Here is a 26,837-nt window from a genome sequence, read left to right on the forward strand (position 1 = left end):
GGATCGATGTTTACCCGGCCGATTTCGGTGACAAAAAACCGATCACCTGGCCGGCCAGCGCAATCAGATCCGGCAGTTCCAGACGGGCGCACTCTTCTTTGGTCAGGTTTGGATAGGTCACGCGCGGCAGGATGGTGATCAGGGCGTCGACGTCGGCGTTGGCCAGGGCCGCCAGACCGATACCGCGCAGGCTGCCGGCGTTCGGTTTGGTGATCTGTACTTCGCGGATCTCGCCGTCGCCGCGTTTGATCGGGGTTTCCAGTACAACGGTATTTTCTGGGGATGCATTCAGTTCCATGGGGGTATCCAATTATTGTCAGGGTAAACAGGGCCAGCACTGCGGCTGGCCATTGAAGTGATAATTACAGGCCGATAGCGCGGCGGTGGGCCGCCAACAGATCCACGCCGTCGACTTTTTCGATCATATTGACGGTATCGATCTCGATCAGCTCTTTGCCGTCGATGCTCAGTTTGAAGTAGGTACAGTCGGTAGAAACCTTGGTCTCGGTGTCTTCGCCTTGCTTAAAGTCGCCGCTGTCGATCTCTTTATGGCGACCGCGCATGACCACTTCGAGCGCCGATACTTCACCGGTATCATCACGCTGGAAAGAACCGGTGAAGCGCAGGGGTACCGCATCGACGCGCCCCCATTGCTTCAGCACCAGCTCATCGATGCCGCCCATGGTCCATTCGACCACCAGCGCATCATCGTCCAGACCAAAGTCCACCGATGCCGCACCGCTCATACCGCCGCCGCGGAATTTCTCCAGTTTGCGGGTCAGTTTTGGGAGGGTCATGGCGGAAACCACGCCCATGTAGTTGAAGCCATCGTTAAACAGGTTCAGGTATTTCAGTTTTTTTGGCAGTGCCATGATTCAGGTCTCCTTAGCTGTTCACGGACCCGGCGAAGTTCGCCAGGTAGCGGTCGGTGATGCGCTGACGTAGGGTCAAGTCTTCCAGCGGCGGTACTGGGGTGTAGTCGTAATCGATAAACAGCTTGCCGGCCTTCAGGGTTTCTTTGTCGTTGGCGCTTTCGTCATACCAGCAGTCGCCGTCAATGATCAGCCCGGCAGATTTCAGCTCGCGGAACTTGGCTTTGATACCGTCGATCATGTCGCGGATCAGCGTTGGCGTAACCGGGCGGTCAACGGCCCACAGATGAGCTTCGGCCATGGTGTCAGCCAATACCTGCGCGGTGCGGGTATAGTTTTCGAACTGGAATAATGGCTCGTCGGAACAGGTGCGTGAGCCCCAGAACTTGAAGCCATCTTTGCGGATCAAGGTGGTGACACAGGCTTCGTTCAGCAGGTCGGCATCGGTACCGACGGTTTGCAGATCCCAAAATACGCTGGCCGAAATACCGCTGACGCCGTTGACGCCGACGTTAGACAGGGTTTTATGCCAACCAGTTTCCTGGTCAATTTTGGCGCGCAGACCTAGTGCTCGAGCTGTGGCGTAAGCGATATCGCTGTTGTTGGTCGTCGTGTTCCAGTTAACAAAATCCGGCCAAATCAGCATCAGTTCGCGTTGGCTGAAGCTTGCACGGTACTTGATGGCATCGGATACGGTTTTGCAGCCGTAGGCGCTGATATAGCCGAAGGCACGCAGCTGCTGGCAGATGCCGGCCAGCGCGGTAGCGACTTCCAGGTTGTCGTGGCCTGGCACCCCCAGAATACGGGGCTTAACCCCCAACTCGGCCTGTGCCGCCAGCAAGGCTTTCATACCGGTGTACTTACCGTTCTCATCGGCGCCACCAATGATATTGGAAGTGGTTTCGGCCTCGTCTTTGCCTTCCGCCACGCGTACCACGACGGTGACCGGTTTGGCCTGCTCGGCGATCGCCAGCAGCGAGCGTGCCAGAGTGCCATTCTTACCGGCCTTGCCACTGGCGGCCAGAACGTCAGTAATCAACACCGGAGTGTTGAGGGGGAACAAGGTTGTATCGGCATCTTCTGCAGTACAAACCATGCCGACAATAGCCGTCGAGACGGTGGAAATTACGCGGGTGCCTTCGTTGATTTCGAGGACACGCACGCCGTGGTGATAATCACCCATAGCATTACTCCGTTTGTGGTTGGTCATAACAGAATGCCCTTCGTGATGGGCGCGTGCATCTCATTGGGTATGTATGAGAACTGATACAACAGTAGGAAAATTAAGGTTAAAAAAAACGCCCCTGTCGGGGCGTTGGATGGATATTACTGTGGTGGATTTGGCCAATCGATGTCGGCGGCATCTTCTGGATCGATTCGGTTGAGTAGAACGCGATAGGTCTTCCAGGTAGTTAACCGCCGTTGCTCATCTTCGTTCGCCATCTCTAACTCGATGGCGTCGTTGAGTGTTGTAATTTGGAGCGTGGCTTGATTAATCAGATCCTGTTTTTTATTCGTAGCCTGTTGCTGTAATTCTGCGATTGAGTACGCGCGAGGCTTAACCTGTGTCCCATCAAACATCCAGCGACCATCAATATCAGCATGTTCCGGTAGGTGCTCTATTTCTGCAACGCTCATGTTTTCTGGGAAAAAACCAGAAACATCATAATGTCCTTCTGCATTAGGTTTGTTGGAGATTGAGTGAATAATACCATTCATATCATACATGATCTTAAATGTGTCTTGGCGGAATGATTTTTGACACTCATACCAGTCATCACCGTTATCAGACTTTAAAAATAGAACACCATGTGAGGCTGCCAGTAATTTTTGTTCTGAACTTTCAGGCTGAGTCAGAGTGAAATTTTTTATATTTTTCATTTAAACGCTCCAAACGGTAACCCAGTTTCCGTTAATGTTTTTTTGTAGTGGGCGACGGAAGATAGTGTCAATATATTCGTCTCTATTACTATTTAACGCACCGGTTAATACATAACCAGCACTATCTGAGTAACCAGGACCATTCCATGTCATAATACTTTCCAGACTTCCCAGTCGGATGTCACGGACATAATTTCGGTCAAGATAATTACTTAGATATCCCCCCCATACGCTGCCATTGAGATTACCGTCTGTTTGTAAAATAGCTCCAGAAGCAAAGATTGCGCCATTAGCGCGAAATTCACCATTGTTGCGGAATGCGAACCAACCGTCAGCACCGCCGTTAGCTACGTGCAACCCAAGTTCATGATAACTACCGACTTTTTCATAATGATAAATGTCTGCAGACAGATCTCCCTGGCCTTGTAAGCGGAAACCATTTGTCTGCCGGTTTCCGTCAGCATGGGTTATATTTCCAAATTTGGTGATGAAATCACCACTGTAGAATGTAGAGATGCCATTAACATTTAATTTACCACCGAACCAAATGTCACCAGTGGCACTCAGCTTGCCATTAATATAATATTCTGAACCATGAAAAGATAATATACCTTTGTTGTCATTAATTAGTCTGGTGTCAAAGTCGTCGGTGCTATTATTATAATGGAAATCTATATATGGAGTAGAACCGTAAAACTCCACACCAGCCTTTGCAATAAGCCCACCTGCAATAGTGGTTGATCCATTTACAGATAATGACGGAGTGGTCATCCCTGATTTTGTTTCAATAGAGCCATTAACCGTTAAACCACCGGTAATGGTGTCTCCACTTTGTTTGACAAAACGCCCTTCAGCCTCGGCCTTGCTATAGGCTCCAATATCCGCTGCAGTAGGTTTAAAACCCGTAGTATAAATCCTGGACCATGACAGTGGTCTCTCCGCTGTGCTGGAGTTACCGATATAAGCAGCGCCATTATTCTGCACAGCCAGATATCCGCTGGAAGGACCTCCATCGCAAGGGAGGTTTAGTACGCCATAGACACCGCCACCTGGTGCATTTTTTGAAGTGCTGTTGACTCGATAAATTTCACCACGGTTGCTGTAAGTGTCTGTACGATGTATTGGGCCTGCACCGAGGCCGAACGCCCCGACTTCCATCAGGTTTGAAGCTTCAGTTCCCACATTTCTCGTTGCAGCATTACCCAGTGCGAGATTGCCACGTGCGACGGCCTTGTTGGTCAGATCCGAAAGGTTGTTACTTTTTTTGACGCTCGCATCATTAACCGCCTTCACCGCTTTTGGCGTCGCCGCCAGGGCTTCGCTGCTGCTATTAATGTCACTGCTCAACTGGGTGAACCCCTTGGCGAGCAGGGTAGCGTCAGGGTGATTGCGTGAACGAGCATGTTCGGCGATAGCCGCATCCAGCGTATCACGGGAAACCAACACGGCGGTTTTATCCGCCACAATCACTGCGCTGGCGTCACCTTTGACCAGCAGGACCATGCGCACGACCTGAGTACGACCGGCACCTTCGGCCAGCAATGGCTTATAAGTGTCAGGAGTATTGGCCACGGCTACCAGTACGCCATTTTTATCGTACAGCCCCAGTTCACGGATCCACCAGCCGCCAGTATCTTCGGGGATTATTTGCTCGGCGATTACCTGGTTGCTGCTGTTGGCGTTAACCTGCAGGGAATTGAGCACGGCGCGTCGCCTCTCGTTCACCAGTTTGGTTTGGTTTTCGCTGGGCAAAGTGGCTGAGCCACCGCCGTCGCCGACGGCCATCTGGGTGATCTCCAGCTTCTGGCCGGTTGCCGCGGCGTTAGCCAGCAGCGCTTTGCCCTGATCGGTGAGCAGGGCGCGGTATTTTGCTGTCATGTCGTTGCTCTCTTCTGTTTGTCGGCCGGATAGTTGAGGCCGCTCTTGTACATCACATACAGGCTCAATCCGCGCAGGATTTCACCCGACCAAAAACCGAAGAACATCCCGTTGTCCGTGCCGGGACGCGGGGCTGGCGACCAGGCGCCATCCATCACATCCCCACTGGTGAGATAATTCTTCTGTAACTCTGTAACGCATTGTTCAATAAAATATTCTGTTCCGATGACCTCGCTACCGGCCATTTTTGCCATCACGGCTCCGGCCAACCAAAGGCCACACATATGGCCGGTAAAGTCATGTTTGTCGGGTTGTGGGATACCGGACATCGGGAAATCGGTCGGTGTAATACCGCCAGAATCCTGAGTAAAACCAATCAGCCAGTTCAGCCAGTTTTCGACATAGCTGACCAATTTGGCCGGCGGTGTTTTACCCGCCAGTTTCAGCTCATGCCAGGCGCGCGCAGCGCCAAAGAAAGCTCGCGGCTGATAACCGGACCAGGCAGTCCCATCGCCCCAGTGATACATGGTCCAGTTGTCCGCATTGCCATAGCTCAGGTTGTCCCAGCGATTCCAGATATAAGCGGAAGCGCCGGGCCCCAATACGCCAAACTGCTGCTGGTACCATTGCTGTGACTGCCACAGGAACTCGGTCATGTTGTTCAGCATCAGGCCGTCGGGATCGGCATCGGCGTGCACGAAAATGAAGGGGTACTGGTAGCCCGGATAAGGCATGCCGTGCCAGCCGTCGAACTGTTGGCTGTCTGCCTGATAGATGTTGGAAAAGGGGATCACGCCGGGCGTGCAGAATAGGCTGTCCTGACGGTGGCCCAACAGGGTGCAATCCCCTAAAAGCGCGGTATAAGGATTTTCCGCCTGTAGCGTGACGCGGTATTTGATGGTGTAACCGTCGTCAGCGCTGAAGGTCGGCGGAATATCATTCAGTACGTAGTAACTGAAGTTGGCGTCCGCTACGTTGCCGTCTTGCAGGATAGTGACCTGGTCAACAGTGCTGAAATTAGGATGGGCAGGTTTCTCATCAGCATCCTGATGGTCCGGCTGATAGCCGCTTAGCACTGCGGCTGCCGGGCCAAAGGTTGCCAACTTCCATTTACCGTCGGTGGCGGGTAGTATCCAGTACCAGCGCCATTTGTCGTCATCCTCTAGCCGCAGGTTGAAGTCGGCATCGGCGCGATAAACCAATTGGTTAACAGGAAAACGTTCTCCGGCAGTCAGCCAGGCACCGATTACCATTCCGGCGTCATCGTTAGGGTAGCGCGCGTTGATTATCGTTGCGCTGCGCCGATCGTAAACTTGCTCCTCAAACAGGCTGCCGATCGCGCAACCGCCGTAATCGGTCACGGCACGCAGGTCGGCCAGCAGATAATCGCTGCCATCTTTGCGGGTTAACGCCGCCAGACTGGTGAGTGGGATATCGTAAGTTTTTACCTGAGTTTGGGTGGACTGCGGCAGACCTATGCCCCAGTCAGTGGCTTGTGCCGCATCTTTTTCTGGTGCAATAGCAAGCTGTAATTTGCAGGAAATCGGCTGGTTTTTGTCATCAACGCCGCCGAAACTAGTGCGTACTTTCGATTGGTCGTTGATGCGAAACCACACCGCCTGCTGCTCCAGCGACTGTTGAGACGCTACTTCTTTACGCAGGCTGATCATACCTTCGGCGTTGCGTGCATAGCTGACGGGCGCATCGGCAGGATAAGACCAGTCGTAGGAGATGCCGTCGGTGAAGGGAGTATTGGCATGCAAACTCTGGCGGAAGAATTTATCCTGCGCGTCAATATCGGTGTATTCCATGGCGGTGAATTCAACGCTTTTCCAGGCGTTGAAATAGCGCTGCTCGCCGGTGATTTGGTGCAGCAGGTGACAGGCATCGGCGAACCATAATTCGGCGTCCGCCGCATTACCCATGGCATTGTGCGGAACTGGCACGTGCAGCGGACGATTGTGCTGAGCCTGATTACGTTCGATCATGACGCCGCCGTGCTCGACAGGCTGGCGATTGGCGAAGTTCAGCTTATGGCTGCCACTGAGCGTGTCATCTTTCAGTTGAACGGTACCAAACTGCTCGGAGGGCAGACCCTGGGCCAGAATGTCACCGTCAGCGCTAATCTGATAACCCTGCCAGTTAATGATCCATTCAACGTCGTAACGCTTGCCGTCGCTGCTCCAGCTCACGTTGCCGGCGGCGTCAACCGCACGCACCTGTGCATTGATGGCATCCCAGGCCAGGATGCCGTCAAAGGCGAAAGTAGCGATATCCAGATATTCCCCCCAGTACGGCGCGCCCTGCGGGATCTGCGTTTTGCCTTTAATGAAGGTCATGGGGACGCCTTTGAAACCGCTGTGCGTCGGATCTTTACTGTCTACCGGCCAGTTGGCAGGTACCGGCTCCTTGGCGTTGACGATCCAGTTGGCTACCCAACGCTGAGGGGTTTTTGGGATGGGGGCACCGTCGTAAAAATGAGTCACATAAGCATCGAAACAGGCAATGGCCTGATCCAGGTACTTCTGTTGTCGGGTCGCCAGGTAGGCATGGGCATAGCCGAGAATTTGCAATGCCTGCCCCTCGGTGGTGGCGTCATTGGGCAATCCTGCCATGCGCGAAAGCTCTCGTTCATGGCGCGAGTCAGCCAGAACATGTTCTTCATTAAGGACAAAATGTTGTTGGGTCGAATCCAGGGTGGTACCGGTATTACGTTGTAAAAATTGATAGTGGCCCTCCAGCATCTGGTGGGCGTACTCGACATAATCCGGATATACCGTGGTTATCTCGGCGTCGTAATGACCGCCGGCGACCTCGATATTACCTGAGGCTTCCAGGTTCAGCGCCAGGCCGGTCAAGTGGCGGCTGACCGGTTTGGCGTCGGCGATCATCCGTTCCATTTCCAGATACATTTCTTCGGTGATGCCATTTTCCAGCACGCCGATATCCAGTGAAAAGGTGCCTGGTTCCGCGTTGGTTTCCCACCATTCGCGCAGTTTGATTAGATAGCCCAACGGCTCCACCACGCGGCGGATGGCGCCGATAGTGCCTTTATGACGATGCACGAAGAAGGCAGAAGAAACGACGTTGCGTTTGCTTTCCTCCGTCCAGTCCTCATCCCAGTGATCGACCGAAAACGCCCAGGCCAGATACGGCAGCAGGTTGACTGGGCAGGTGGCCGGGTTCCACAGTTCCCGCAGGGGGACCGGCATCACGGCCAGCTCGGCGCAGGCGGCGGCCGCAGCGACCTCCAGAGGTGAAGAGCCGACCGGCAGCAGGCGGTTACTCATCGGAGCCTCCTACCGCCAGAAGATAGCTGGAACAGTACGAAGCCTGGGTTTTATCCAACACGATGTCGGCCTGAGGGCTTTTCAGTTCTACCCGTTGCACCCCTTCGGCATGCAGAGCGGCATAAATCGCCGACAGACGGATATCACGGCCCAGGCGATGTTGCGCGCTGATGTAGCTTTTCAGCTTGGCTTCGGCAGCGCGGCGGATTGGTTCGGCTTCCGGACCAGGGTAGAGGTAGAGCAGTGCATCGATATTGTAATTGACGATGGTGGCAGAACGGACGGTGACCCGATCCGCCACCGGGCGCACGTCTTCATCGTTCAGCGCTTTATCGACAATCGCCACCAGCTCGGCACTGGCGGTGCCATCACCTTCACGCGAGAGAACCGAAATCAGTACGTTGGCCGGGCTGGGGCTGGTGGCAGAAACATCGGCTACCCGGCCATCGGCGGAACGGCCGTGGTATTCGTAGGAACCGCTGGAGCCGGCAACGCTCAGCCCTTCGAAGGCCTGCTGGATGCGCACACGGAAATCGCTGTCGGACTCCATAATCGCCGCCACCGGTGGAGTGACCGTATTGTCAGGCTGCTGGACCACCAGGCGTTCAACCTGGAAGTTACCGCCAAGCTGATCCAGATCGCTGCCGCCGGCATAGCCGAGCATCACCGCCTGAGCGGCCTCATTGATGCGCTGGCGCAGGATCAGTTCGCGGTATGCGTTTTCCTGCAGCAGTTTGACGATCGGTTCCGACTCCAGCGTCAGCGTACGTGCAATGGCTTCACGTTGTTCTTCAGGGTAAAGGGAAATCAGCGTGGCTTTGCGATCGGCCAGCAGAGACTCGTAATCGAGAGGATCCACCACTGTGGGGGCGGGTAATAAGCTCAGGTCAATGGTTGCCATGGTGTCAGCTCACAGAAACAGAAAGAGAAAAGGTATCCGGCGTATCGGTACGGTTGCCGGTAATGTCGACCACCATTTTTCCGTCGATGGTGGTGTTAAAGGTGATGCCGCTAAGTTGAATGCGCGGCTCCCATTGCAGCAGCGCGCTGTAGCAGGCAGCCATAATCTGCAACCGCAGCACGTCGTTTTGCGGCTGATCCAGCAGCTCGGACAGCAGCGAACCGTAATTGCGGCGCATGATGCGTGAGCCGATCGGAGTGATTAAAATGTCGCTAACCGATTGGTGGATATGGTCAAGATCGGTGATCGCGCGGCCCGAGCCGCGGTTCATGCCGAGATATTTCGCGTTATTCATGCTGGTTTATCCGTTTGGCCTCCGCCGTTTTGCACGCCGCCGTGGGTGTGGCTATGTACCACCACGCCGTTAGAACTGATGCTGCCGCCGGAGTGGTTGAGATCGCCGGTCATCGAGCCGCCCTGCCTGATGGCGATGGTGCCGGTGGTTAATAGCTGGGTGCATTCCACTTCGGGGGCATCCAGCGTGATCTTGCTCGTTGCACGACAGGTGATGGCCGGTGCAGTGACGCTTACCTGTTCTGTGGCTTCGATGGTGGCGCTCTTGATACCCATGACTTTCAGTGCCCCTGCTGCCGGTTCGTATTCGATCACCGCGCCGTCAGGGAAGGTGATATGTGCTGCCTGAGCCGAGGTTGACGGCGCGGGATGGGCATCGGAAAAAATGCCGGGGAGCACGAAGGCGGTGTCGAGCTCGCCTCCCAGCGACAGCACCAGCACCTGTTCACCTACGCTGGGCGCCCACCAGTAACGAGCATCACCGGCTCGGCCGGTTAGCCAGTTAAGCCAGTCGGTGAGGTTGCCACCGGTGGCAACGCGGCAGCGCCCGCGCTCGAGGTCGATCTCGCTGATGGTGCCGATGCGTATCAGGTTGCGTACCAGGCGCTGAATATCAAAGTTGTCTGTGTTCATCTGTTAAGAATGCCGCCGTGTAAGGGGAGCGGCAATGCGGCGGCGTTTAGCTGACGCCAGCACAACAGAAGCCGTCCCTCGGGTCAGTTTATGGCTGCTGAAATTGGCTGATCAGCTCGCCGTGCAGGTAAACGCGGGTGAAGCGAATGACATTCTCCGGCTCTGCTGGCTCGGTCAACGGTGTGATATGCAACGCGCTGTCGCGATGTTCCACCTGAATGCGTTCGGTCAATTGCAACTGCAGGTCAAGCTGGCCGGCGGCGCTGATATCGCGTTTGAAGGCAAAGCTATTTTTTCGTTTTTCCGCGTTGGCGAGAATGTCGGGCTGGTGACTGCGCAGCCAGGTCAAGACGGTGACCATCACCAGGTCTTCTTCGGCAGTCTGGTCGCTCAGCGTCAGATTGAGCTGGTATTGGTATTCGAATGACAGCGAAGGGCCTAATGTCGAGACCACGCGGCCGTTATCCAGGCTGATGCGTAACTTATCGGGATGCGTCTGTAGGTCTGGCAGAGCGGTGGTCAGCGCAGTACGCAACTGCTCGGGTTTTAACATGATGTCTCTCCTTTAATGGTTGAGTCGAAGCAACTGCGATGGGCGCTGGGCATCTTGCAGGCACAGCGCACGTTCGGCAGTGCGACGGCGCTCCAGCCCCTGGCTTTTAATGCCGTTGACATAGATCCAGCGCGGTAGCTGATCGCAAGCTGCCTGCCATTGTTGGCGTTTGATAAAGGTGGCCAATGTGGAATTGCAGGCCGCGCTAACTCCTACGTTGAAGGCAAAAGCGCTGACTGCGTCGTAAACCGGCTGAGGCATCTTTACTGCCATGCAGCGGGCTATCCCTCGTTCGACGGTGCGGACATCCTCGATCAGATTGGCCGCTGCCTGATGTTCGTTGATGACAGAGCCGGCTTTCACACCGGCGGTATGGCCGATGCCGTTGGTCCAGACGCCGGCACTACATTGATAAGGCGAAAGCCGGCAGCCTTCGAAATCGGCAATCAGACGCAATCCCTGCTCAGAGGTGTGCAGGGTATTAAACTGTGGCAGCAGGGTGGCGAGGGCCAAAATAGCCGCCACGCCGCAGCGTTTAGCGAGTGAGTTCATCGTAGACTCCGCGTTTCAAGCCGTTTTTTTTTAACGATTTCAACAGCTGGTAGCTTTTACGCCGGTAGTACCAATTCACTGCGAAGGTACCAACACCGACCGCAGCACCGACCAAAAGGGCAATGTCCTGTGTAGAGTGCCGCCCCATCCAGGCCAGGCAGGCCGCCGTGAGATAGGCAAGCGTTGAGGTGAGTTTCTCCATCGTTTAGTCCCACAGTTTGACGGTTTCTCGTTGAACGGCCGCCGGCAGATCTGGCAGTTCGATCGGATGACCGTGGGGGAGTATTGGGCCTGCATTGGCCAGGCCACGATTGGCGAGATAAACCTGCTCCACCAGACGCTGAGTGCTGCCGTAATAGCGCCAGCAAATTGCGTCAATGGTGTCGCCTTGTTGTGCATAAATTTTCATTATTACGCTCCTGCAATAGGGGAGTGATAGCGGCTCGGGGGCCCTGGATAGGCACCAGTTTCCCGCGCGGGGCTGGCGTCGGCAACGCGATGGGGTTGTGGATGAGCTGGCACAACCGAAGCGAGAAAGTGCCGACGGCATAAACGAAAACACCCGCCGGCGGCGGGTGTTGGAAAAAAAGGGGGGGTAGCACCAGCAGCGACTGGCTTAGCGAGAGTCCTGTCCGTCAGCCGGGTAAAATATTTCTTGATAATCATTGTCTGGCAGCACCTGGCCGGCCAGATCTGAAATCAGCGACATGGCGATCAAAAATTCGGCGGCACTGCACTGAGCAGCCTGCGAAACATCGGCGATGAACTGGATGCGGGACAGTGTTAGCTGTTGTTTATCCATAATTTCCACTGTTCTTGCCCTCTCTTAAGTATACTGTTTATTTATACAGTATTAAGCAAAACGCTAAAGGCGTCAATGATTGGATTTATCATTTGTGCGGTAAAAGTTGGCCCAGTCATTGATTAGCGGAAATTGTACAAGTTGTCCGTCAAAGCTGATTTTTCCTCCTCTTGCTAATACTTCCAGTTGCCAGCGCTGCGGATCGATACCTATCTGCCGAAGATCGCGGGCAATAGTCAGGCAATACTGCTGTTGTGCTGTAGTCAGACGTGCGGAGGGTGCCAGTTTCGGGCCGTTAAAGGGGGAGGACCCACAGTTATTGACAGAACTCCAAGGTGTCGCAGATTTGCTGTTTTTGGCGACGATGCGCCACTGCAGCGTCCTTGTCCGGTATACCCGTTCGGAGCCCAGATGAGGAGCATAAATACCGACCACTTTTTGCACTCGTTCGTCATAACTGTTCAGTGTGGGCGCATCATCACGCGCTACACGTACCCATTGCCGGTTGCGGGGCACGTTGGCACCGCCCTGGGCATCGATATAACCGGAGAAGTCTCCAGTATCGGCGGCGGCGCGTACGGCTTCGGTTCGCTCATCGAACTGCTGCGTCAGGCTTTGCCCACGAATGCGACGACACTCGCGGTATGCGCCCATGCTGGGCAAACCAAAAGGATGAAACTGCGGAATACGCCAGGTGCTGGCCCAAGCGCTGACGGCATTGGCGGTTTCATTCAACGGGGTACCGGTCTCATGATCGAGTTCTCCCTCCAGCGCATAGCCATCGAGATTCTTGGCAATATATTTGGCCATGTAAGCTGTCGCACCCCCTCGATTCAGGTGCTTATACTGGAGACGATTCTCTTGCGCTCCGGGTTCCCCCGCATCCTGCTGCAGTGCATAACGGAGCAGAATATCGATCACCGGTTGACGGTGATTATGGGGAGTAAACAGCATCAGGTGCCAATGCGGCGTACCGTCGTGGTGGGGTTCCACCACCCGGATGCCGTAGACCTGGAGTTGACAATCCTTAAATGCGGTGCGCATTTTGCTCCATTGCTTCACCAGGTAGCGTTGGCCGTCTTTTGGGGTGAAATCTTCAGGGTCCCAGCGGTGATTGAAGCGTGTCTTGCGATGGTCACCAAGGGTTCGAGTGGGATGAAAACGTGCGGGAGTCGTCAGGGTGACAAACAGTCCGATATGCTTCCTGCGCGCGGCGTAGGTTTCAATGCCTGCGAGGGTATTCATTAGCTCCATACGGCGGATCGCCGGGTTGGCGATGCTACCCAGTACTTTCTCCATCAGATCAATACGTTCGCCGGTCTGAGTATTTTCCAAATCACAGCGGCGCAGATAATCCAGGTTTGACTGGCGCCGCGCCTTTACATCTCTAATAGCCTGCTGACTGGCATAGGGTGAGGTGTTGCGACTGACATTCCCAATTGCAATCAGCAAAGCTTCTCGCCACTGCATACGTTGCGTTTTAAGCTGGCGGAACCACCAACGGTTGCAGGTCAGCCTCGATAACGCTGCCATTGCGCGATGGCTATCTAAGTTCCCCTTTTGGTAGCAACGCCAATGCATGGGCTGAATGTTGAAGGCACGTGCCATGCCAGCGATCTGGCCGTAGAGACGCGTCTGAACCTTCGTTTGCAGCAACACCGAAGCATCCTCTGCATGTTTAGCCAAGAGGGTATCGCATTCGCTCTGATAAATTGCCAAGAGTTGACCGGCGATCCGTTTAGCTAACTGCTCCAGTGCTTTATCACCTAGTGTCGGCAAAGCCCCGTAGCTATCGGCTTCATTACCAAACCGTGCCGATGCTTGCCGATTCAGGCCAAATTTAAGGTTCACCTGCTGAATGCGTGGCCACATTCGGCGTTCGAAAAATAGCACCAGGTAACGCCAGGATGCTTGCGGCCCCTGTTGGCTCAGCAGATGTTGATGATGCTCAATAAACTGCGTTCGCAGGTAATAAGGCAAGGTGTTGACACGCCGTAGCGCGGCTTGCCACTGGCGTAGCCGATCGCGGTTTAACGTCGGTTCGCGGCCGATGGCTGGCCGCGGGGCATTCCAGGGGGACACGCCTTCAAACAAGGATGAAGTCTGGCTGTGGGTCGGGGCGGACATCGTTTTACCGTTGGATAAAATGACGTTGCTGAGCTTCTGCGAGCTCTTGGCAGGTCACGCAGCGGCTTACGCCAGGAATGGCTCCGCGTCGTGCTTCCGGGATCGCCACGTTACATCCGACGCAAAACAGTGCAGAAGCCTGAGTAACTAAGGGTCTGGCATAGGCTATCTGCTTTTCGAGCACTAGCGCCTGGCGTTCTTGCGCCATATCAATGGTATCAGCCATTGGGTGTTTTCCTTAAAGAGGGTATTTGGGCCGAGCGATATCCGGCGGGTTGCACGCCAGGGTTTGCAGAACGGCTATTTTTTCTGATTGAGTAAACAGTCTTCTTCGCTGATATAGCGAGGCAGTGCTTTGCCCAATTCAATGAAGGCATTGAGCGCAGCGACAATTTTCTGTCGGTGGAGATAGCTCATTTCATCGAACCGCAACATCACGTGGTGTTCGGTTAAGCCAGCATGAAAACAGAACGTGTGGCGCAGATGCAGCGGCGCTGTGTTATAGATCTCTTCGGCCTGATTTTTATTGTGGGCGAACAGTGTACGGCGGATTTCGGCGATACGCCGCAAACCAATAGCCCGCTGTTCTTCACTGGCCAGCAGCATGGCGACCTCCCTGAATGCTATATTGGACTTGCAAAAGCGAGAGTTATTCCAACTAAAGTCACAATCACCTTGTGATTACTCGCGCTCTCTGCACTTAACAGCCGGTGTAACGTGCTACTTGGTTATCTTGGTGTTTGCATTTTCATCAACCGTATCGCATCATCTTAACTAAAATAGTATGGAAATCGTTTTTGAAGCATTGTGACTGTACTTTAGATCGCAAAATGCGACTTGTAAATACAAGATTTAATTTAATCGGTGATGATATGCGTGAAGAAACTGTGAACGTTAACGCCTCAGTAGGCGCTGTGATTGAAAGGATCCTTTCAGCCTATGGTGTTAGCACGCAAAAAGAACTTAGTGAAATCTTGGGGATAGCTCCTAACAATATCAGTAGCTGGCAGCAGCGCGGTAGTGTTCCTGGTAATGTGATCATTAGCTGTGCGCTGGCTACGGGCACTGATTTGTCTTGGCTAATGACTGGTGAGCTTGCAAAAGCAAAAGTCGGATACATGTCTACTCAGCCAGCACAGGGCAAAGCGCTTTATGACCGAGTTCTGGCCTCCGGCGGTAAAAGCGTTCTGCGCCGTATCCTTGATGCCTATGGTTTCAGTCTTCAGAAAGAACTGGGGGATTTGTTGGGGATTTCATCAGGTACCATGAGCACTTGGGTTCGCCGTAATTATTTTCCAGGGGATATCGTGGTGACCTGTGCTTTGGATACCGGTGTTTCTTTGCTGTGGTTAGCTACTGGGCAAGGAGATATGTGGAATGGCAACAAGTATGACGTGGCGCCAGCCAGCGGGCGGGCACTACCTAAATATAGGCTCGTTGCCGGGCAACTGAAAGATGCAGGAGAATGGTTGGCGGATAGTTCACTCATCTCTGCTGGCGTTACACAGCCAGCCTATGTTGACGGCGGGCGGGTTTCTTGGCTGGTGGATTTAGCGGTGACACACATTGCCAATGGCCGTTGGTTGATCGACATAGATGGCAACATTGACGTCTATGATATTGCGCGTTTGCCGGGTAATCAGGTACAGGTCTGCGGCGGGAATGCGGACTTCCAGTGTTCCACCGATGCATTGAAAGCATTGGGCATGATTTGGTTGACGCTGTCACCTCAGGCATAAAAAAAGCCCATCAATGATGGGCTTAGGTAATATTGGATTGTAGAGACGAAGGAATTACAGACCGTAGACCAGGCTGATTGAGGTGGTCGTGTCGGTATTCTTTGGTGCAGACGCAGGTGGCTTACTGTTGTAAGTCACCGTGTAGGCCAGGCGCAGTGCAAATTTTTCGTTAATTGCGACGCTCAATGCAGTTTCGGAGTTCAACGTGGTTTCTTCGTTCGCCAGTGCGGAAACACCTTCGGAGAACTTGGTGTTGTCGGTTAGCTGGTACGAATAGTTAGCAGCACCGTAGGCCAGCGCTTTGGTTGAACGACCACCACCATGGTATTCGTCGTGACGAACGCCTGGACCAAATTCAACACGCAGATCGCTGAGCGGTCCGTTGAGAATCTGGCGGCCATAACCCCCGGTCAGTGTTGAACGGGAGTCATAGCCGTTGAAGCGGTCGCTCAGCCAGCTTGCTTGGCCGAACAGATAGTTACGATCGCTCAGGTTATAACGGGTACGGCCACCGGCTTGATACTTTTCTGACGAACGCACATTGGACGACGTGGTGTTGTTGGCTGCTCCCCAGAGGCTGTAGGCAGCATCGCTGTTGAACCAGGTCATGCTGGTGTTAGCCAACAGTGTTGAGCTTTGCGAGTTGCCTGACTGAGAGTTGTAACCAGCCTGGACGTTACCTTCAAATGGCTTTTTAGCTGTGGCTGGGTCGTCCATCGCGGTAAAAAGTGTATTGTCGGCAAGGGCTGAAACACTGGTGAAAGTCGTTAAGCAGCTAATGAACAGCGGAATAGCGCGACGAGCGCGTAAAGAGAGCATTTTGGATCCAGTTGTTAAGAGTGATTATAGGTGATTTCGGTCACATTATATCGGTTCGTCATGGCGACCAAAATAGCTACGATTAGCTTAAGTTTTTAATTTCTCATCATCACTTATTCACTTTTCTTCTACTTAATTAACCCTGTCCAGTGGCATATCATGCTGAGTGTCCTTAGCATTTAACGGGGCATTACGTGAGGTTGTCGCTTGGTGGCAACCGCATTGTGAGATGTACCTGGCTATTATGTTCGGTAGAGCCTTGCTCCTGGGGTGTATTGATATCATTGATGTAAATTTATATTTACGTTTTTCGGTGGTGATGTAGGCTGGGTAGCTATGAAGAAATGAAAAGAGGACTCTAGTGTTTCCTTGATTTTATTCATTTAAAATCAGTTAGTTAAATAAATTTTCTTGTTTTTTAATATCATCTTTTGGTATGCGTAATCTTATTGGTAATTTTTTATTTACAGATATCGGATTGAAAACTTTACATCACGTGATATGGTAAGGTCCTGAATCGCTCAACGTACTCTCAACGCTTACGCATAACGGCAAACGACAGGAATAGCATCATGCAAAAAGACGCGCTCAATAACGTTCATATCAGTGCAGAACAAATTCTGATTACTCCGGAAGAGTTGAAGAACCAGTTCCCGCTTAGCGCCAGCGATGAAAATGAAATCGCTACCGCGCGCAAAACCATCGCCGATATCTTGCAGGGGCGCGATCATCGCCTGTTGGTGGTGTGCGGGCCTTGTTCTATCCATGACCCGGATGCTGCACTGGATTACGCCCGTCATTTGAAAACCCTGTCGGCTGAATTGAGCGATCAGCTGTATATCGTTATGCGTGTCTATTTTGAAAAACCGCGAACCACTGTTGGCTGGAAAGGCTTGATTAACGATCCGTACATGGATGGTTCGTTTGATGTTGAAGCAGGTTTGCATATCGCGCGTCGCCTGCTGCTTGATCTGGTTGGTATGGGCTTGCCGTTGGCAACAGAAGCATTAGATCCAAACAGCCCGCAATACCTTGGCGACCTGTTTAGCTGGTCAGCGATTGGTGCGCGCACGACGGAATCACAAACTCACCGCGAAATGGCTTCAGGGTTGTCGATGCCGGTCGGCTTCAAAAATGGCACGGATGGCAGCCTGGGTACGGCAATCAATGCCATGCGCGCCGCGGCAATGCCGCATCGATTTGTGGGTATCAATCAGGCTGGCCAAGTATGTCTGTTGCAAACGCAGGGCAATCCGGATGGCCATGTGATTTTGCGTGGTGGTAAAACGCCAAACTACAGTGCTGAGGACGTTGCAGCCTGTGAAAAACAGATGCGGGACGCGGGACTCCATCCGTCCTTGATGATAGATTGCAGCCATGGCAACTCGAATAAAGACTATCGTCGTCAACCGGCAGTTGCCGAGTCCGTGGTAGAGCAGATCAAAGCGGGTAACCGTTCGATCACCGGCATCATGCTGGAAAGCCACCTGCACGAAGGCAGCCAGTCATCTGAGCAACCGCGTGCAGATATGCGCTACGGTGTTTCTGTAACCGACGCCTGTATTAATTGGGAAAGTACAGAGACGCTGCTGCGTCATATGCACCAGGAACTCGGCGCCGCACTGACGGCACGCACTGGAGAGTAGTAAGTTATGGTGGCTGAACTGACCGCGCTGCGCGATCAAATTGACGAAGTGGATAAGGCGCTGTTAGAGCTGCTGGCGAAACGCCTGCACCTGGTGGCGGAAGTGGGGGAGGTGAAAAGCCACCACGGCTTACCGGTATATGTTCCTGAGCGTGAGGCCGCAATGCTGGCCTCACGACGTAAAGAGGCGGAAAACCTTGGTGTACCGCCTGACTTGATTGAGGACGTATTACGTCGTGTTATGCGCGAGTCTTACGTCAGCGAGAACGACAAAGGTTTTAAAACGCTGCATCCGCAATTGCGCCCGATTGTCATTATTGGCGGTAATGGCCAAATGGGGCGGTTGTTTAATCGTCTGCTGACGCTGTCCGGCTACCAGGTCAAAGTGTTGGATCAGGACGATTGGGCGCAGGCTGACACTTTGCTGGCGGATGCCGGCATGGTGATTGTCAGCGTACCTATTCACGTGACAGAACAGGTCATTGAGCGGTTACCGCCACTGCCGGCAGATTGCATCCTGGTTGATCTGGCCTCCGTAAAAAATCGTCCGCTGAATGCCATGTTGGCTGCGCATACTGGCCCTGTGGTGGGTCTGCATCCGATGTTTGGCCCTGACGTTGGCAGTGTAGCCAAACAAGTGGTGGTGTATTGCGACGGTCGCGAGCCGCAGGCGTACCAATGGTTATTGGAGCAGTTGCAGGTGTGGGGGGCACGTTTACACCGTATTAGCGCGGTTGAGCACGACCAGAACATGGCCTTTATTCAGGCACTGCGCCATTTTGCAACCTTTGCCTATGGCTTGCACTTGGCAGAAGAAAACGTTCAGTTGGAACAGTTGCTGGCACTTTCTTCGCCGATTTATCGGTTAGAGTTGGCGATGGTCGGGCGTCTGTTTGCTCAGGATCCGCAGCTGTACGCGGATATCATCATGTCCTCGGAAGAGAACATTGCATTGATCAAACGCTACTACCAACGGTTTGGTGAGGCGATAAAGCTGCTGGATCAGGGCGACAAACAGGCGTTTATTCAGAGCTTCCAGAAGGTCGAGCATTGGTTTGGTGACTATGCGCAGCGATTCTTGGTGGAAAGCCGCTCGTTGTTACGTCAGGCGAACGACAGCCGGCAATAATAATGTATCGGGGTTCGGCAAATGCCGAACCCTTTTTTATCTCTATCAGGATGGATTGACGGGTACTACGGTGTCACTCGGGTAGCAACCCAGCACCTTCAACGAGCGCGTGATGGGCGTCAGGTCCCTCAATGCTTTCTGCATCGCTTCAGAACGCAGGTTTGCCTGCACATCGATATAAAACATTTCTTCCCACGGGTTACCGTTAATCGGGCGAGATTCCAGTTTGGTCATGATGATGCCGTTATCGCGCAGCACCAGCAATGCTTCCACCAACGCGCCAGACTGCTGGCCTGTGGCCATAATCAGCGTCGTTTTAGCGGGAACTTGTTCCGAGACGTCAATCGCTTTGCGCGCCAGCACAATGAAGCGAGTAATGTTCTGCTGTTGATTGGCCAGATTATGTTCCAACACCTGTAGACCATAGAGAGCACCGCCAGCTTCGCTGCCTAATGCGGCGGCTTTTGGCGAGTTCAATTTGGCCACTTTTTCCATCGCGGCTGCGGTGCTTTCACAATATTCAATTTTCCAGTGCGGGTAGCGGTTAATGAATTGGCTACACTGCTGGAATGGCTGAGGGTGGCTATACACGGTTTCGATCTGGGCAAGATCAGTGTCATTGGCAACCAGGACGCAGTGATCAATAGGGTTAGTCAATTCACCGACGATAGACAAACTTGTGTGCTGCAGTAAATCGTAGACGTCGTTAATCGAACCTGAACTGGTGTTCTCGATGGGCAAAATAGCGTAATCCGCCTGGCCAGTTTCGACCTGGGTGAAAATGTCCTGGAATTTATGGCAGCCGCACTCGATCAATTGATCGAAATGGCGGGCGGCGTATTGACGTGCTGCCAAGTGTGAATAGGACCCTTTAGGGCCAAGGAACGCGATACGGGCAGAATGTTGGCTGACTTGATTGAGTTGGTTCTGTAATAGCGCCTGCTGGGTCAACACAGAATCTTCAATAATCAGTTGGAACAGGCGAGTGACGTAAAATCCGTCCAGGTCGTAGGGCTTGGCGGCGGCAATTAAGGCATCCAGCAGATCGCGTTCACGCTCTTTGTCGCGGATTGGCCGATGGGAATGAAGTTTGGTTTTCCCTACTTCTACCGCCAGCTCACGGCGCTCTGCCAGCAAGGACAGCAATTTCAGATCCAGTGCGCTGATGCGTTTGCGCAGCACGAGTAACGGGTTGTCAGTCATAATCAGCTTCTGCCTTGTATTTTTATACGTTGTAAAATAGCCATAAAAAAAGCCCCCTGTTTTCAGGAGGCTTTGCTGTTCGTCTTCGCATTCTTTATCACACGACGAAACGCCTCCCAATCAGGGGAAGGTAAAAAAGAATGCGAAGAAAAACGGTTTACGAGCCATGTGATATCCAAAGTGTGTGTGACAAGTTTTAAAGTAACCGCAGGCTTTTATCTCGTCAATAAAAAAACCAGACAAAAAACGCGCCCTCAGGCGCGTTCGATGTGAAACAGCCGCTAAACGGTTATTCCTGTTCCGGCTCTACTTCCGGAATAATGTCCTTCACGCTGGTCGCGGCACGGCGTGCTTCGCCTTTATGTTGCACCTTGTTCAACTGGCGCTCTAACTTGGCGATCAAATCGTTAACGGCGGTGTACATGTCATCATGTTTGGCGCTGGCAACCAGCGGGCCGTTAGGTGTGGTAATGGTGGCGTCGGCAACAAACCCTTTCGGTTCTTTCGATAAGACGATATGCGGGTTAATCAGTTGGGCCTGCCATTTTTCCAGTTTGGTGAGACGGTCTTCGACGTGACTGCGGATTGCGGGAGTGATATCCATTTGTTTGCTGGTAATGTTCAATGTCATATAACTTACCTCTCTGTCTTTCCGTCTTGGATGAGTCCAGCATACCCCGCTTTTTGCTTAAATGCGTGATGAAAATCACATTTTTTTGTCACTTTTTGCAAAGTTAGTTCAATCTGTGATTCAAGCTTTGAATTGGCTATCTAACGCTTGAGTCTAGAGAGCGGAACGCGCATTATTGAAAGGATAAGCGGTGAGGCATATGTGCTAACGCCGTGTTTTTGCTTGTGTATTTATCCTGCTTTGGTTAAGTATTCGGCAAATGAAAACGGCAGCCGAGGCTGCCGTTTTGTTTTTCTGCTGTTGCCAATCAGGTTATGCCGGGTTGGCAGCGATCACTTTGCTCACTTTGTCGGCCTGGCCGTTCAGTTGCAATTGCTTATACGCGTTTTCCATCAGCGGCAACGCATCGCGTGTCGCTTTGGTATCCGGGAATTCACGCAGCATCTGCTCGGCGCGATTAACGACCGCGACGTAGGCACCGCGTTTAGTGTAGTATTCCACCACCGAAAGCTCATACTTGGCCAGGCGGTCTTTCAGGTACACCAAACGCTTGTTTGCATCGGTCACGTACTGGCTGTTCGGATACTGTTGAATCAGCTGGCTGAAGTCGCGAAACGCAGCGCGTGCATGCTGAGGATCTCGGTCTGAACGATCGACCCCGAAGAAGCCTTGCAATGCACTGTCATCCAACGCCATATCGGTCAGACCACGCATGTACATCACGTAGTCAATGTTCGGGTGCGTTGGATTCAGACGCATGAAACGATCGATAGACGCCTGAGCCAGCGGTAAATCGGCAGATTTGTAGTAGGCATAAATCAGATCCAACTGGACCTGTTGAGAGTACGGCCCGAAAGGATAGCGGTTATCTAACGCTTCGAGTTGCGTAATCGCGCCCTTAAAGTTACCGTCCTGCAGTTTTTGCTGGGCAGTAGCATAGATTTCCGAAGGTGGGTTGTCGGGAACCGCATCCTTGGATGTGGAGCAACCTGCCAGCGCCAGGCTCAACGTGGCTGCCGCCACCAGATATTTCATACGCGTCATGACGTTTTGATTATCCTCAGGGTGTTATTCCGGGAGACTGTCCGTTAAGCTCCCGACAAAGACCAGGTACAATAGCACATTATATTAAACGGCATCGCCGTGAAAACCCAACGTTAACGAAGAAGCTGCATATGGCACAACAAGTACAACTCACCGCAACGGTGGCCGAATCTCAACTCGGACAACGTTTAGATCAGGCTTTGGCCGAATTGTTCCCTGATTATTCACGATCTCGCATAAAAGATTGGATCTTGGACAATCGGGTGCAGGTCAATGGCAAAACGATAAACAAACCGAAAGAGAAGGTGCTGGGGGGAGAGACGGTCGCCATTGATGCACAGATAGAAGAAGAAGCACGCTGGGAACCGCAGGATATCGCCCTCAATATCGTCTATGAAGACAGTGATATTTTGGTGATCAACAAACCACGCGATCTGGTTGTGCACCCCGGTGCCGGTAACCCGGACGGTACTGTGCTCAACGCGTTGCTGCATTACTATCCTGAAATTGCCGATGTGCCGCGTGCCGGCATCGTGCACCGTCTGGACAAAGACACCACAGGTCTAATGGTGGTGGCGAAAACCGTTCCAGCACAAACTCGACTGGTCGAAGCGCTGCAGGCGCGTGAAATCACGCGTGAATATGAAGCGGTTGCTATCGGCACCATGACCGCAGGCGGTACCGTTGAGGAGCCTATTTCGCGCCACTCAACCAAACGCACCCATATGGCGGTTCACCCAATGGGTAAGCCGGCGGTGACGCACTACCGTATTATGGAGCATTTCCGTGCGCACACTCGTCTGCGTTTGCGCCTGGAAACCGGCCGTACTCACCAGATCCGTGTGCATATGTCGCACATTAACCACCCGCTGGTGGGTGATCAGCTTTACGGTGGCCGTCCGCGTCCGCCAAAAGGCGCGTCAGAGGCATTTATTGCCGCACTGCGCGGTTTCGATCGCCAGGCACTGCACGCTACCATGCTGCGTTTATATCATCCGATCAGCGGTATCCAAATGGAGTGGCATGCGCCGCTGCCACAGGATATGGTCGATCTGATTAACGCGCTGAAAGCGGATACCGAAGAATTCAAAGATCAGATGAACTGGTAATGGATTCGCTCATCTTACCGGATTGGCCGCTGCCTGCTGGCGTAAAAGCCTGTAGCACAACCCGTGGTGGTGGCGTGAGTGCGCCGCCCTACGATTCGCTTAACCTCGGCACTCACGTTGGTGATGAGGCTTGGGCAGTCGCGGATAACCGCCAACGGCTGGTGGGCGGGGCTGAACTACCGCAGATGCCGGTTTGGTTGGAACAGATACATGGTACAGGTGTCGTGCGGTTAGATGGGCGAACGCCGACCAATCTGCGTGCGGATGCGGTTTACAGTAATGTGCCTGGGCAGGTGTGTGCAGTGATGACGGCAGATTGCTTGCCGGTGCTGTTTTGCTCGCAGGCCGGTGATGAAGTGGCCGCAGCCCATGCCGGTTGGCGCGGGTTATGTAATGGTGTGCTGGAACACACGGTGGCAGAATTTGCCACTGAGCCAGCAAACATTAACGCCTGGCTCGGCCCGGCGATTGGTCCAGAGCAGTTTGAAGTCGGCCCCGAAGTGCGTGCCGCGTTTATAAATGTTGATGGCGCCGCTGCGGCTGCCTTTATCCCACACGGCGATAAATTCCTGGCTAACATCTATCTGTTGGCCCGTCAGCGCTTACAGCGTGCAGGTATCCACGCCATCTACGGTGGTGATCGCTGTACGGTGAGCGAAATGAGTCATTTTTTCTCCTATCGCCGCGATGGAATAACCGGACGTCTGGCAAGTTTAATCTGGCTGATATAACCTATTGAATTAGGGCGGTCCAAAGACGCATGATGTAGTACCGAAAATATACAGTCGAAATAACCTTGAAAATTTGAGGGATGACCTCATTTAATCTCCAGTAGCAATTTCGACCAAACTTGGAGGTGTTATGCGTCTGGATCGTCTTACCAACAAATTCCAGCTTGCCCTCGCCGATGCCCAATCTCTCGCACTTGGGCGCGACAACCAGTTTATTGAGCCGTTACATCTGATGAGCGCCTTGCTTAATCAGGAAGGGGGCACGGTTCGTCCACTCTTAACTTCTGCCGGTATCGATGCCGGGCGCGTGCGCACCGAAATCGAACAGGCTTTGTCTCGACTGCCTCAAGTTGAAGGTACCGGTGGTGACGTTCAACCGTCCCATGAGCTGGTACGTGTCCTGAACCTGTGCGACAAGCTGGCGCAAAAGCGGGCGGACAAATTCATTTCATCCGAACTGTTTGTGTTAGCGGTGCTTGAAGATCGTGGAACATTGACCGATCTGTTGAAAGCGGCTGGCGCGACAACCGATAAAATCAGTAAGGCCATTGAGCAAATGCGAGGCGGTGACAGCGTGGAAGATCAAGGTGCTGAAGACCAACGTCAGGCGTTGAAGAAATACACGATTGATCTGACAGAACGTGCTGAGCAGGGCAAACTTGACCCGGTTATCGGTCGTGATGAAGAGATTCGTCGTACTATTCAGGTACTGCAACGCCGTACCAAAAACAACCCGGTATTGATCGGCGAACCTGGCGTGGGTAAAACCGCCATCGTCGAAGGCCTCGCACAGCGCATCATTAATGGTGAAGTGCCGGAAGGCCTGAAGCATAAACGCGTACTTTCCCTCGATATGGGGGCATTAATTGCAGGTGCTAAATACCGTGGTGAATTCGAAGAACGTTTGAAAGGCGTGCTGAGCGACCTGTCCAAACAGGAAGGCAGCGTTATCCTTTTCATTGACGAATTGCACACTATGGTTGGTGCAGGTAAGGCCGACGGCGCGATGGATGCCGGTAATATGTTGAAACCTGCGCTGGCGCGCGGGGAACTGCATTGCGTCGGTGCGACAACGCTGGATGAATATCGCCAGTATATAGAGAAGGATGCGGCGCTCGAACGTCGTTTCCAGAAAGTCTATGTGGCAGAGCCTAGCGTTGAAGACACCATCGCCATCTTGCGTGGCCTGAAAGAACGTTATGAACTGCATCACCATGTGCAGATCACGGACCCGGCGATAGTCGCGGCGGCGACGCTGTCGCATCGATACATCTCCGATCGCCAACTGCCGGATAAGGCCATTGACCTGATCGATGAGGCTGCGTCCAGCATCCGTATGCAGATGGACTCGAAACCAGAATCACTTGATCGTCTGGAGCGCCGCATCATACAGCTTAAACTGGAGCAGCAGGCGCTGAGTAAAGAGTCTGACGACGCCAGTAAGAAACGGCTGGAAATGCTCAGTGGTGAATTGGAGCAGAAAGAACGCGAATATTCAGAGCTGGAAGAAGAGTGGAAAGCCGAGAAGGCGTCACTTTCCGGTACGCAGAATATCAAAGCGGATCTTGAGCAGGCCAAAATCTCTCTGGAGCAGGCGCGTCGCGTCGGCGATCTGGGGCGGATGTCAGAATTGCAATACGGTAAGATCCCTGAGTTGGAAAAACAGCTTGCTGCGGCCACATTGGCTGAAGGCAAAACCATGAAGCTGTTGCGTAACCGTGTAACTGACGCAGAAATCGCTGAGGTACTGGCTCGCGCTACCGGTATTCCGGTCGCCAGAATGCTGGAAGGTGAGCGTGACAAGCTATTGCGCCTGGAGCATGAACTGCATACCCGGGTCATTGGCCAGGATGAAGCGGTGAGCGCCGTATCCAACGCTATTCGCCGTAGCCGCGCTGGTCTGTCAGATCCAAACCGGCCAATAGGTTCATTCCTGTTCCTCGGGCCGACCGGGGTAGGTAAAACCGAGCTATGTAAGGCGTTAGCTTCGTTCCTGTTCGACAGTGACGACGCGATGGTGCGTATCGATATGTCCGAGTTTATGGAAAAACATTCGGTATCGCGGCTGGTGGGTGCACCTCCAGGTTATGTCGGTTATGAAGAAGGTGGGTACCTGACTGAGGCGGTGCGCCGTAGACCTTATTCCGTGATTCTGCTGGATGAAGTGGAGAAGGCGCATCCGGATGTGTTCAACATCCTGCTGCAGGTGTTGGATGATGGGCGCCTGACCGATGGCCAGGGACGTACTGTTGATTTCCGTAATACCGTGGTGATCATGACATCTAACCTGGGGTCCGATCTCATTCAGGAGCACTTTGGTCAGATGAACTACGCACAGATGAAGGAATCCGTCATGGAAATGGTGAGCCACCACTTCCGTCCGGAATTCATCAACCGTATAGATGAGGTGGTCGTGTTCCATCCTCTCGGTCAGAAACACATTGCCGAGATTGCCAAGATCCAGTTGGCGCGTCTGTACAAACGTCTGGAAGAGCGTGGTTATGCAGTAACGATGACCGAACCTGCACTGGAGCTGCTAGGCAAAACGGGTTTCGACCCTGTATATGGGGCGCGTCCGTTGAAACGTGCTATCCAGCAGGAGATAGAAAACCCGCTGGCGCAGCAAATCCTTTCTGGCAAACTGATTCCAGGCAAGTTGGTTACGCTGGATGTGGAAAACGAGCACATCGTCGCCAGGCAGTAATGTCTATATAGAGTGATTACGATAATAGGGAGCGGGAAACCGCTCCCTTTTCTTTATCTGTTTTTATTGGGCTTCCGATTTTTTGCGGGGTAACAGCCTTAAAACTCCCATTTTCTGACTAATAAATATCCTAAAATGGCCTTTTTGGTGGTTATTTGAGCGTTTGAAAAGTTTTTTGCATTTAGGGGTTGCGGCCTTCTGAGAACTCCCTATAATGCGCCTCCACTGACCGGGAACAAC

Annotated in this window: 27 protein-coding genes, 1 pseudogene and 1 other annotated feature; of the genes and pseudogenes, 6 read left to right on the forward strand and 22 right to left on the reverse strand. The window is 53.0% G+C overall.

Annotated features, from left to right (window positions below; genetic code table 11):
• Positions 1-10: 10 nt before the first annotated feature.
• The 17 genes and pseudogenes from AC2FC2_RS13950 to AC2FC2_RS14030 all read right to left on the reverse strand — a co-directional run bounded on the left by AC2FC2_RS13950 (position 11) and on the right by AC2FC2_RS14030 (position 14,449).
• Positions 11-298 (reverse strand): phage tail assembly protein, encoded by a 288-nt coding sequence (locus AC2FC2_RS13950; RefSeq protein ID WP_490659403.1) that lies wholly within the window; start codon positions 296-298, stop codon positions 11-13.
• Positions 299-362: 64 nt separating this feature from the next.
• Entirely contained in the window at positions 363-872 is a 510-nt protein-coding gene (locus AC2FC2_RS13955; RefSeq protein WP_006323695.1) for a phage major tail tube protein, read from the reverse strand.
• Positions 873-885: 13 nt separating this feature from the next.
• Positions 886-2,055 carry a phage tail sheath protein gene (locus AC2FC2_RS13960; RefSeq protein WP_490659404.1) on the reverse strand — a complete coding sequence of 390 codons (1,170 nt, stop codon included), beginning with the start codon at positions 2,053-2,055 and terminating at the stop codon, positions 886-888.
• 143 nt (positions 2,056-2,198) lie between these two features.
• Positions 2,199-2,753 (reverse strand): tail fiber assembly protein, encoded by a 555-nt coding sequence (locus AC2FC2_RS13965; RefSeq protein WP_490659405.1) that lies wholly within the window; start codon positions 2,751-2,753, stop codon positions 2,199-2,201.
• Positions 2,754-4,631: a phage tail protein gene (locus tag AC2FC2_RS13970; protein WP_490659406.1), complete on the reverse strand. Its 1,878-nt coding sequence runs from the start codon at positions 4,629-4,631 to the stop codon at positions 2,754-2,756. It abuts the gene before it with no gap.
• Between the two features lie 2,768 nt (positions 4,632-7,399).
• Positions 7,400-7,921, reverse strand: a pseudogene (locus AC2FC2_RS13975) (phage tail protein I); the annotation flags it as partial.
• A complete protein-coding gene (locus tag AC2FC2_RS13980; RefSeq protein WP_490659407.1) occupies positions 7,914-8,822 on the reverse strand; it encodes a baseplate assembly protein in 909 nt (302 codons plus the stop codon). The gene AC2FC2_RS13980 and the pseudogene AC2FC2_RS13975, both read right to left, overlap by 8 nt.
• 4 nt (positions 8,823-8,826) lie before the next feature.
• A complete protein-coding gene (locus AC2FC2_RS13985) occupies positions 8,827-9,177 on the reverse strand; it encodes a GPW/gp25 family protein (RefSeq protein WP_490659408.1) in 351 nt (116 codons plus the stop codon).
• Entirely contained in the window at positions 9,174-9,809 is a 636-nt protein-coding gene (locus tag AC2FC2_RS13990) for a phage baseplate assembly protein V (RefSeq protein ID WP_490659409.1), read from the reverse strand. The genes AC2FC2_RS13985 and AC2FC2_RS13990 overlap by 4 nt, the downstream gene beginning before the upstream one ends.
• A gap of 88 nt (positions 9,810-9,897) precedes the next feature.
• Positions 9,898-10,362 (reverse strand): phage tail protein, encoded by a 465-nt coding sequence (locus AC2FC2_RS13995; protein ID WP_490659410.1) that lies wholly within the window; start codon positions 10,360-10,362, stop codon positions 9,898-9,900.
• A 12-nt stretch (positions 10,363-10,374) separates the two neighbouring features.
• Complete coding sequence (locus AC2FC2_RS14000; protein WP_490659411.1) at positions 10,375-10,914, reverse strand: lysozyme; 540 nt, start codon at positions 10,912-10,914, stop codon at positions 10,375-10,377.
• Complete coding sequence (locus AC2FC2_RS14005; RefSeq protein ID WP_012005317.1) at positions 10,898-11,116, reverse strand: HP1 family phage holin; 219 nt, start codon at positions 11,114-11,116, stop codon at positions 10,898-10,900. Before AC2FC2_RS14005 ends, AC2FC2_RS14000 begins: the two co-directional genes overlap by 17 nt.
• A 3-nt stretch (positions 11,117-11,119) precedes the next feature.
• On the reverse strand, positions 11,120-11,323 hold the full coding sequence (locus tag AC2FC2_RS14010; RefSeq protein ID WP_490659412.1) for a tail protein X: 204 nt from the start codon (positions 11,321-11,323) through the stop codon (positions 11,120-11,122).
• 207 nt (positions 11,324-11,530) lie between these two features.
• Positions 11,531-11,725 (reverse strand): hypothetical protein, encoded by a 195-nt coding sequence (locus tag AC2FC2_RS14015; protein ID WP_490659413.1) that lies wholly within the window; start codon positions 11,723-11,725, stop codon positions 11,531-11,533.
• 63 nt (positions 11,726-11,788) lie between these two features.
• The gene (locus tag AC2FC2_RS14020; RefSeq protein WP_490659414.1) at positions 11,789-13,843 is read right to left on the reverse strand and encodes a replication endonuclease; all 2,055 of its coding nucleotides are present in this window, start codon (positions 13,841-13,843) and stop codon (positions 11,789-11,791) included.
• A 4-nt stretch (positions 13,844-13,847) separates the two neighbouring features.
• Positions 13,848-14,069: a TraR/DksA C4-type zinc finger protein gene (locus tag AC2FC2_RS14025; RefSeq protein ID WP_490659415.1), complete on the reverse strand. Its 222-nt coding sequence runs from the start codon at positions 14,067-14,069 to the stop codon at positions 13,848-13,850.
• Between the two features lie 74 nt (positions 14,070-14,143).
• On the reverse strand, positions 14,144-14,449 hold the full coding sequence (locus AC2FC2_RS14030) for a hypothetical protein (RefSeq protein ID WP_490659416.1): 306 nt from the start codon (positions 14,447-14,449) through the stop codon (positions 14,144-14,146).
• 266 nt (positions 14,450-14,715) lie between these two features.
• Here AC2FC2_RS14030 and AC2FC2_RS14035 point away from each other — a divergent pair, with 266 nt between their 5' ends.
• Positions 14,716-15,582, forward strand: coding sequence for a phage repressor protein CI (locus AC2FC2_RS14035; protein ID WP_490659420.1), 867 nt, complete (start codon positions 14,716-14,718; stop codon positions 15,580-15,582).
• A 54-nt stretch (positions 15,583-15,636) separates the two neighbouring features.
• On the opposite strand, the gene AC2FC2_RS14040 is transcribed toward AC2FC2_RS14035, so the two are convergent.
• Positions 15,637-16,401, reverse strand: a complete 765-nt coding sequence (locus AC2FC2_RS14040) for a DUF481 domain-containing protein (protein ID WP_020825294.1) — start codon at positions 16,399-16,401, stop codon at positions 15,637-15,639.
• 572 nt (positions 16,402-16,973) lie between these two features.
• Between AC2FC2_RS14040 and AC2FC2_RS14045 the strand changes: the two genes are divergently transcribed.
• Positions 16,974-18,047 carry a 3-deoxy-7-phosphoheptulonate synthase gene (locus AC2FC2_RS14045; protein WP_209635240.1) on the forward strand — a complete coding sequence of 358 codons (1,074 nt, stop codon included), beginning with the start codon at positions 16,974-16,976 and terminating at the stop codon, positions 18,045-18,047.
• A gap of 6 nt (positions 18,048-18,053) precedes the next feature.
• Positions 18,054-19,175 (forward strand): bifunctional chorismate mutase/prephenate dehydrogenase, encoded by a 1,122-nt coding sequence (tyrA, locus tag AC2FC2_RS14050; protein ID WP_490659417.1) that lies wholly within the window; start codon positions 18,054-18,056, stop codon positions 19,173-19,175.
• Positions 19,176-19,220: 45 nt separating this feature from the next.
• On the opposite strand, the gene pheA is transcribed toward tyrA, so the two are convergent.
• The 4 genes from pheA to bamD all read right to left on the reverse strand — a co-directional run bounded on the left by pheA (position 19,221) and on the right by bamD (position 22,053).
• The gene (gene pheA, locus AC2FC2_RS14055; protein WP_209635244.1) at positions 19,221-20,378 is read right to left on the reverse strand and encodes a bifunctional chorismate mutase/prephenate dehydratase; all 1,158 of its coding nucleotides are present in this window, start codon (positions 20,376-20,378) and stop codon (positions 19,221-19,223) included.
• A 42-nt stretch (positions 20,379-20,420) separates the two neighbouring features.
• Positions 20,421-20,547 (reverse strand) — a sequence feature (Phe leader region).
• Complete coding sequence (locus AC2FC2_RS14060) at positions 20,499-20,546, reverse strand: hypothetical protein (RefSeq protein ID WP_193378397.1); 48 nt, start codon at positions 20,544-20,546, stop codon at positions 20,499-20,501. Its footprint overlaps the feature before it by 48 nt.
• 120 nt (positions 20,548-20,667) lie before the next feature.
• Complete coding sequence (gene raiA / locus AC2FC2_RS14065; RefSeq protein WP_209635246.1) at positions 20,668-21,009, reverse strand: ribosome-associated translation inhibitor RaiA; 342 nt, start codon at positions 21,007-21,009, stop codon at positions 20,668-20,670.
• A gap of 312 nt (positions 21,010-21,321) precedes the next feature.
• Positions 21,322-22,053 (reverse strand): outer membrane protein assembly factor BamD, encoded by a 732-nt coding sequence (bamD, locus tag AC2FC2_RS14070; RefSeq protein ID WP_209635248.1) that lies wholly within the window; start codon positions 22,051-22,053, stop codon positions 21,322-21,324.
• Positions 22,054-22,184: 131 nt separating this feature from the next.
• Here bamD and rluD point away from each other — a divergent pair, with 131 nt between their 5' ends.
• From rluD to clpB, 3 genes are all read left to right on the forward strand, one after another.
• A complete protein-coding gene (gene rluD, locus AC2FC2_RS14075; RefSeq protein WP_209635249.1) occupies positions 22,185-23,162 on the forward strand; it encodes a 23S rRNA pseudouridine(1911/1915/1917) synthase RluD in 978 nt (325 codons plus the stop codon).
• Positions 23,162-23,893 carry a purine nucleoside phosphorylase YfiH gene (gene yfiH, locus AC2FC2_RS14080; protein WP_490659418.1) on the forward strand — a complete coding sequence of 244 codons (732 nt, stop codon included), beginning with the start codon at positions 23,162-23,164 and terminating at the stop codon, positions 23,891-23,893. Before rluD ends, yfiH begins: the two co-directional genes overlap by 1 nt.
• Positions 23,894-24,023: 130 nt before the next feature.
• Positions 24,024-26,597, forward strand: a complete 2,574-nt coding sequence (clpB, locus tag AC2FC2_RS14085; RefSeq protein ID WP_209635253.1) for an ATP-dependent chaperone ClpB — start codon at positions 24,024-24,026, stop codon at positions 26,595-26,597.
• Positions 26,598-26,837 lie beyond the last annotated feature (240 nt).

The organism is Serratia sp. CoH_122_TC_1, assembly GCF_058191755.1.

Excerpts from the sequence above, each read along its gene's own strand:
- AC2FC2_RS13985 (WP_490659408.1), bottom strand. The coding sequence starts at position 9,177 with ATGAATAACGCGAAATATCTCGGCATGAACCGCGGCTCGGGCCGCGCG.
- AC2FC2_RS14000 (WP_490659411.1), bottom strand. The coding sequence starts at position 10,914 with ATGAACTCACTCGCTAAACGCTGCGGCGTGGCGGCTATTTTGGCCCTC.
- AC2FC2_RS14035 (WP_490659420.1), top strand. The coding sequence starts at position 14,716 with ATGCGTGAAGAAACTGTGAACGTTAACGCCTCAGTAGGCGCTGTGATT.
- AC2FC2_RS13960 (WP_490659404.1), bottom strand. The coding sequence starts at position 2,055 with ATGGGTGATTATCACCACGGCGTGCGTGTCCTCGAAATCAACGAAGGC.
- AC2FC2_RS13950 (WP_490659403.1), bottom strand. The coding sequence starts at position 298 with ATGGAACTGAATGCATCCCCAGAAAATACCGTTGTACTGGAAACCCCG.
- yfiH (WP_490659418.1), top strand. The coding sequence starts at position 23,162 with ATGGATTCGCTCATCTTACCGGATTGGCCGCTGCCTGCTGGCGTAAAA.
- AC2FC2_RS13965 (WP_490659405.1), bottom strand. The coding sequence starts at position 2,753 with ATGAAAAATATAAAAAATTTCACTCTGACTCAGCCTGAAAGTTCAGAA.
- rluD (WP_209635249.1), top strand. The coding sequence starts at position 22,185 with ATGGCACAACAAGTACAACTCACCGCAACGGTGGCCGAATCTCAACTC.
- AC2FC2_RS14040 (WP_020825294.1), bottom strand. The coding sequence starts at position 16,401 with ATGCTCTCTTTACGCGCTCGTCGCGCTATTCCGCTGTTCATTAGCTGC.
- AC2FC2_RS14010 (WP_490659412.1), bottom strand. The coding sequence starts at position 11,323 with ATGAAAATTTATGCACAACAAGGCGACACCATTGACGCAATTTGCTGG.
- AC2FC2_RS14030 (WP_490659416.1), bottom strand. The coding sequence starts at position 14,449 with ATGCTGCTGGCCAGTGAAGAACAGCGGGCTATTGGTTTGCGGCGTATC.
- AC2FC2_RS13995 (WP_490659410.1), bottom strand. The coding sequence starts at position 10,362 with ATGTTAAAACCCGAGCAGTTGCGTACTGCGCTGACCACCGCTCTGCCA.
- clpB (WP_209635253.1), top strand. The coding sequence starts at position 24,024 with ATGCGTCTGGATCGTCTTACCAACAAATTCCAGCTTGCCCTCGCCGAT.
- AC2FC2_RS13970 (WP_490659406.1), bottom strand. The coding sequence starts at position 4,631 with ATGACAGCAAAATACCGCGCCCTGCTCACCGATCAGGGCAAAGCGCTG.
- bamD (WP_209635248.1), bottom strand. The coding sequence starts at position 22,053 with ATGACGCGTATGAAATATCTGGTGGCGGCAGCCACGTTGAGCCTGGCG.
- tyrA (WP_490659417.1), top strand. The coding sequence starts at position 18,054 with ATGGTGGCTGAACTGACCGCGCTGCGCGATCAAATTGACGAAGTGGAT.
- AC2FC2_RS14025 (WP_490659415.1), bottom strand. The coding sequence starts at position 14,069 with ATGGCTGATACCATTGATATGGCGCAAGAACGCCAGGCGCTAGTGCTC.
- AC2FC2_RS13990 (WP_490659409.1), bottom strand. The coding sequence starts at position 9,809 with ATGAACACAGACAACTTTGATATTCAGCGCCTGGTACGCAACCTGATA.
- raiA (WP_209635246.1), bottom strand. The coding sequence starts at position 21,009 with ATGACATTGAACATTACCAGCAAACAAATGGATATCACTCCCGCAATC.
- AC2FC2_RS14005 (WP_012005317.1), bottom strand. The coding sequence starts at position 11,116 with ATGGAGAAACTCACCTCAACGCTTGCCTATCTCACGGCGGCCTGCCTG.
- pheA (WP_209635244.1), bottom strand. The coding sequence starts at position 20,378 with ATGACTGACAACCCGTTACTCGTGCTGCGCAAACGCATCAGCGCACTG.
- AC2FC2_RS14045 (WP_209635240.1), top strand. The coding sequence starts at position 16,974 with ATGCAAAAAGACGCGCTCAATAACGTTCATATCAGTGCAGAACAAATT.
- AC2FC2_RS14020 (WP_490659414.1), bottom strand. The coding sequence starts at position 13,843 with ATGTCCGCCCCGACCCACAGCCAGACTTCATCCTTGTTTGAAGGCGTG.
- AC2FC2_RS13980 (WP_490659407.1), bottom strand. The coding sequence starts at position 8,822 with ATGGCAACCATTGACCTGAGCTTATTACCCGCCCCCACAGTGGTGGAT.
- AC2FC2_RS13955 (WP_006323695.1), bottom strand. The coding sequence starts at position 872 with ATGGCACTGCCAAAAAAACTGAAATACCTGAACCTGTTTAACGATGGC.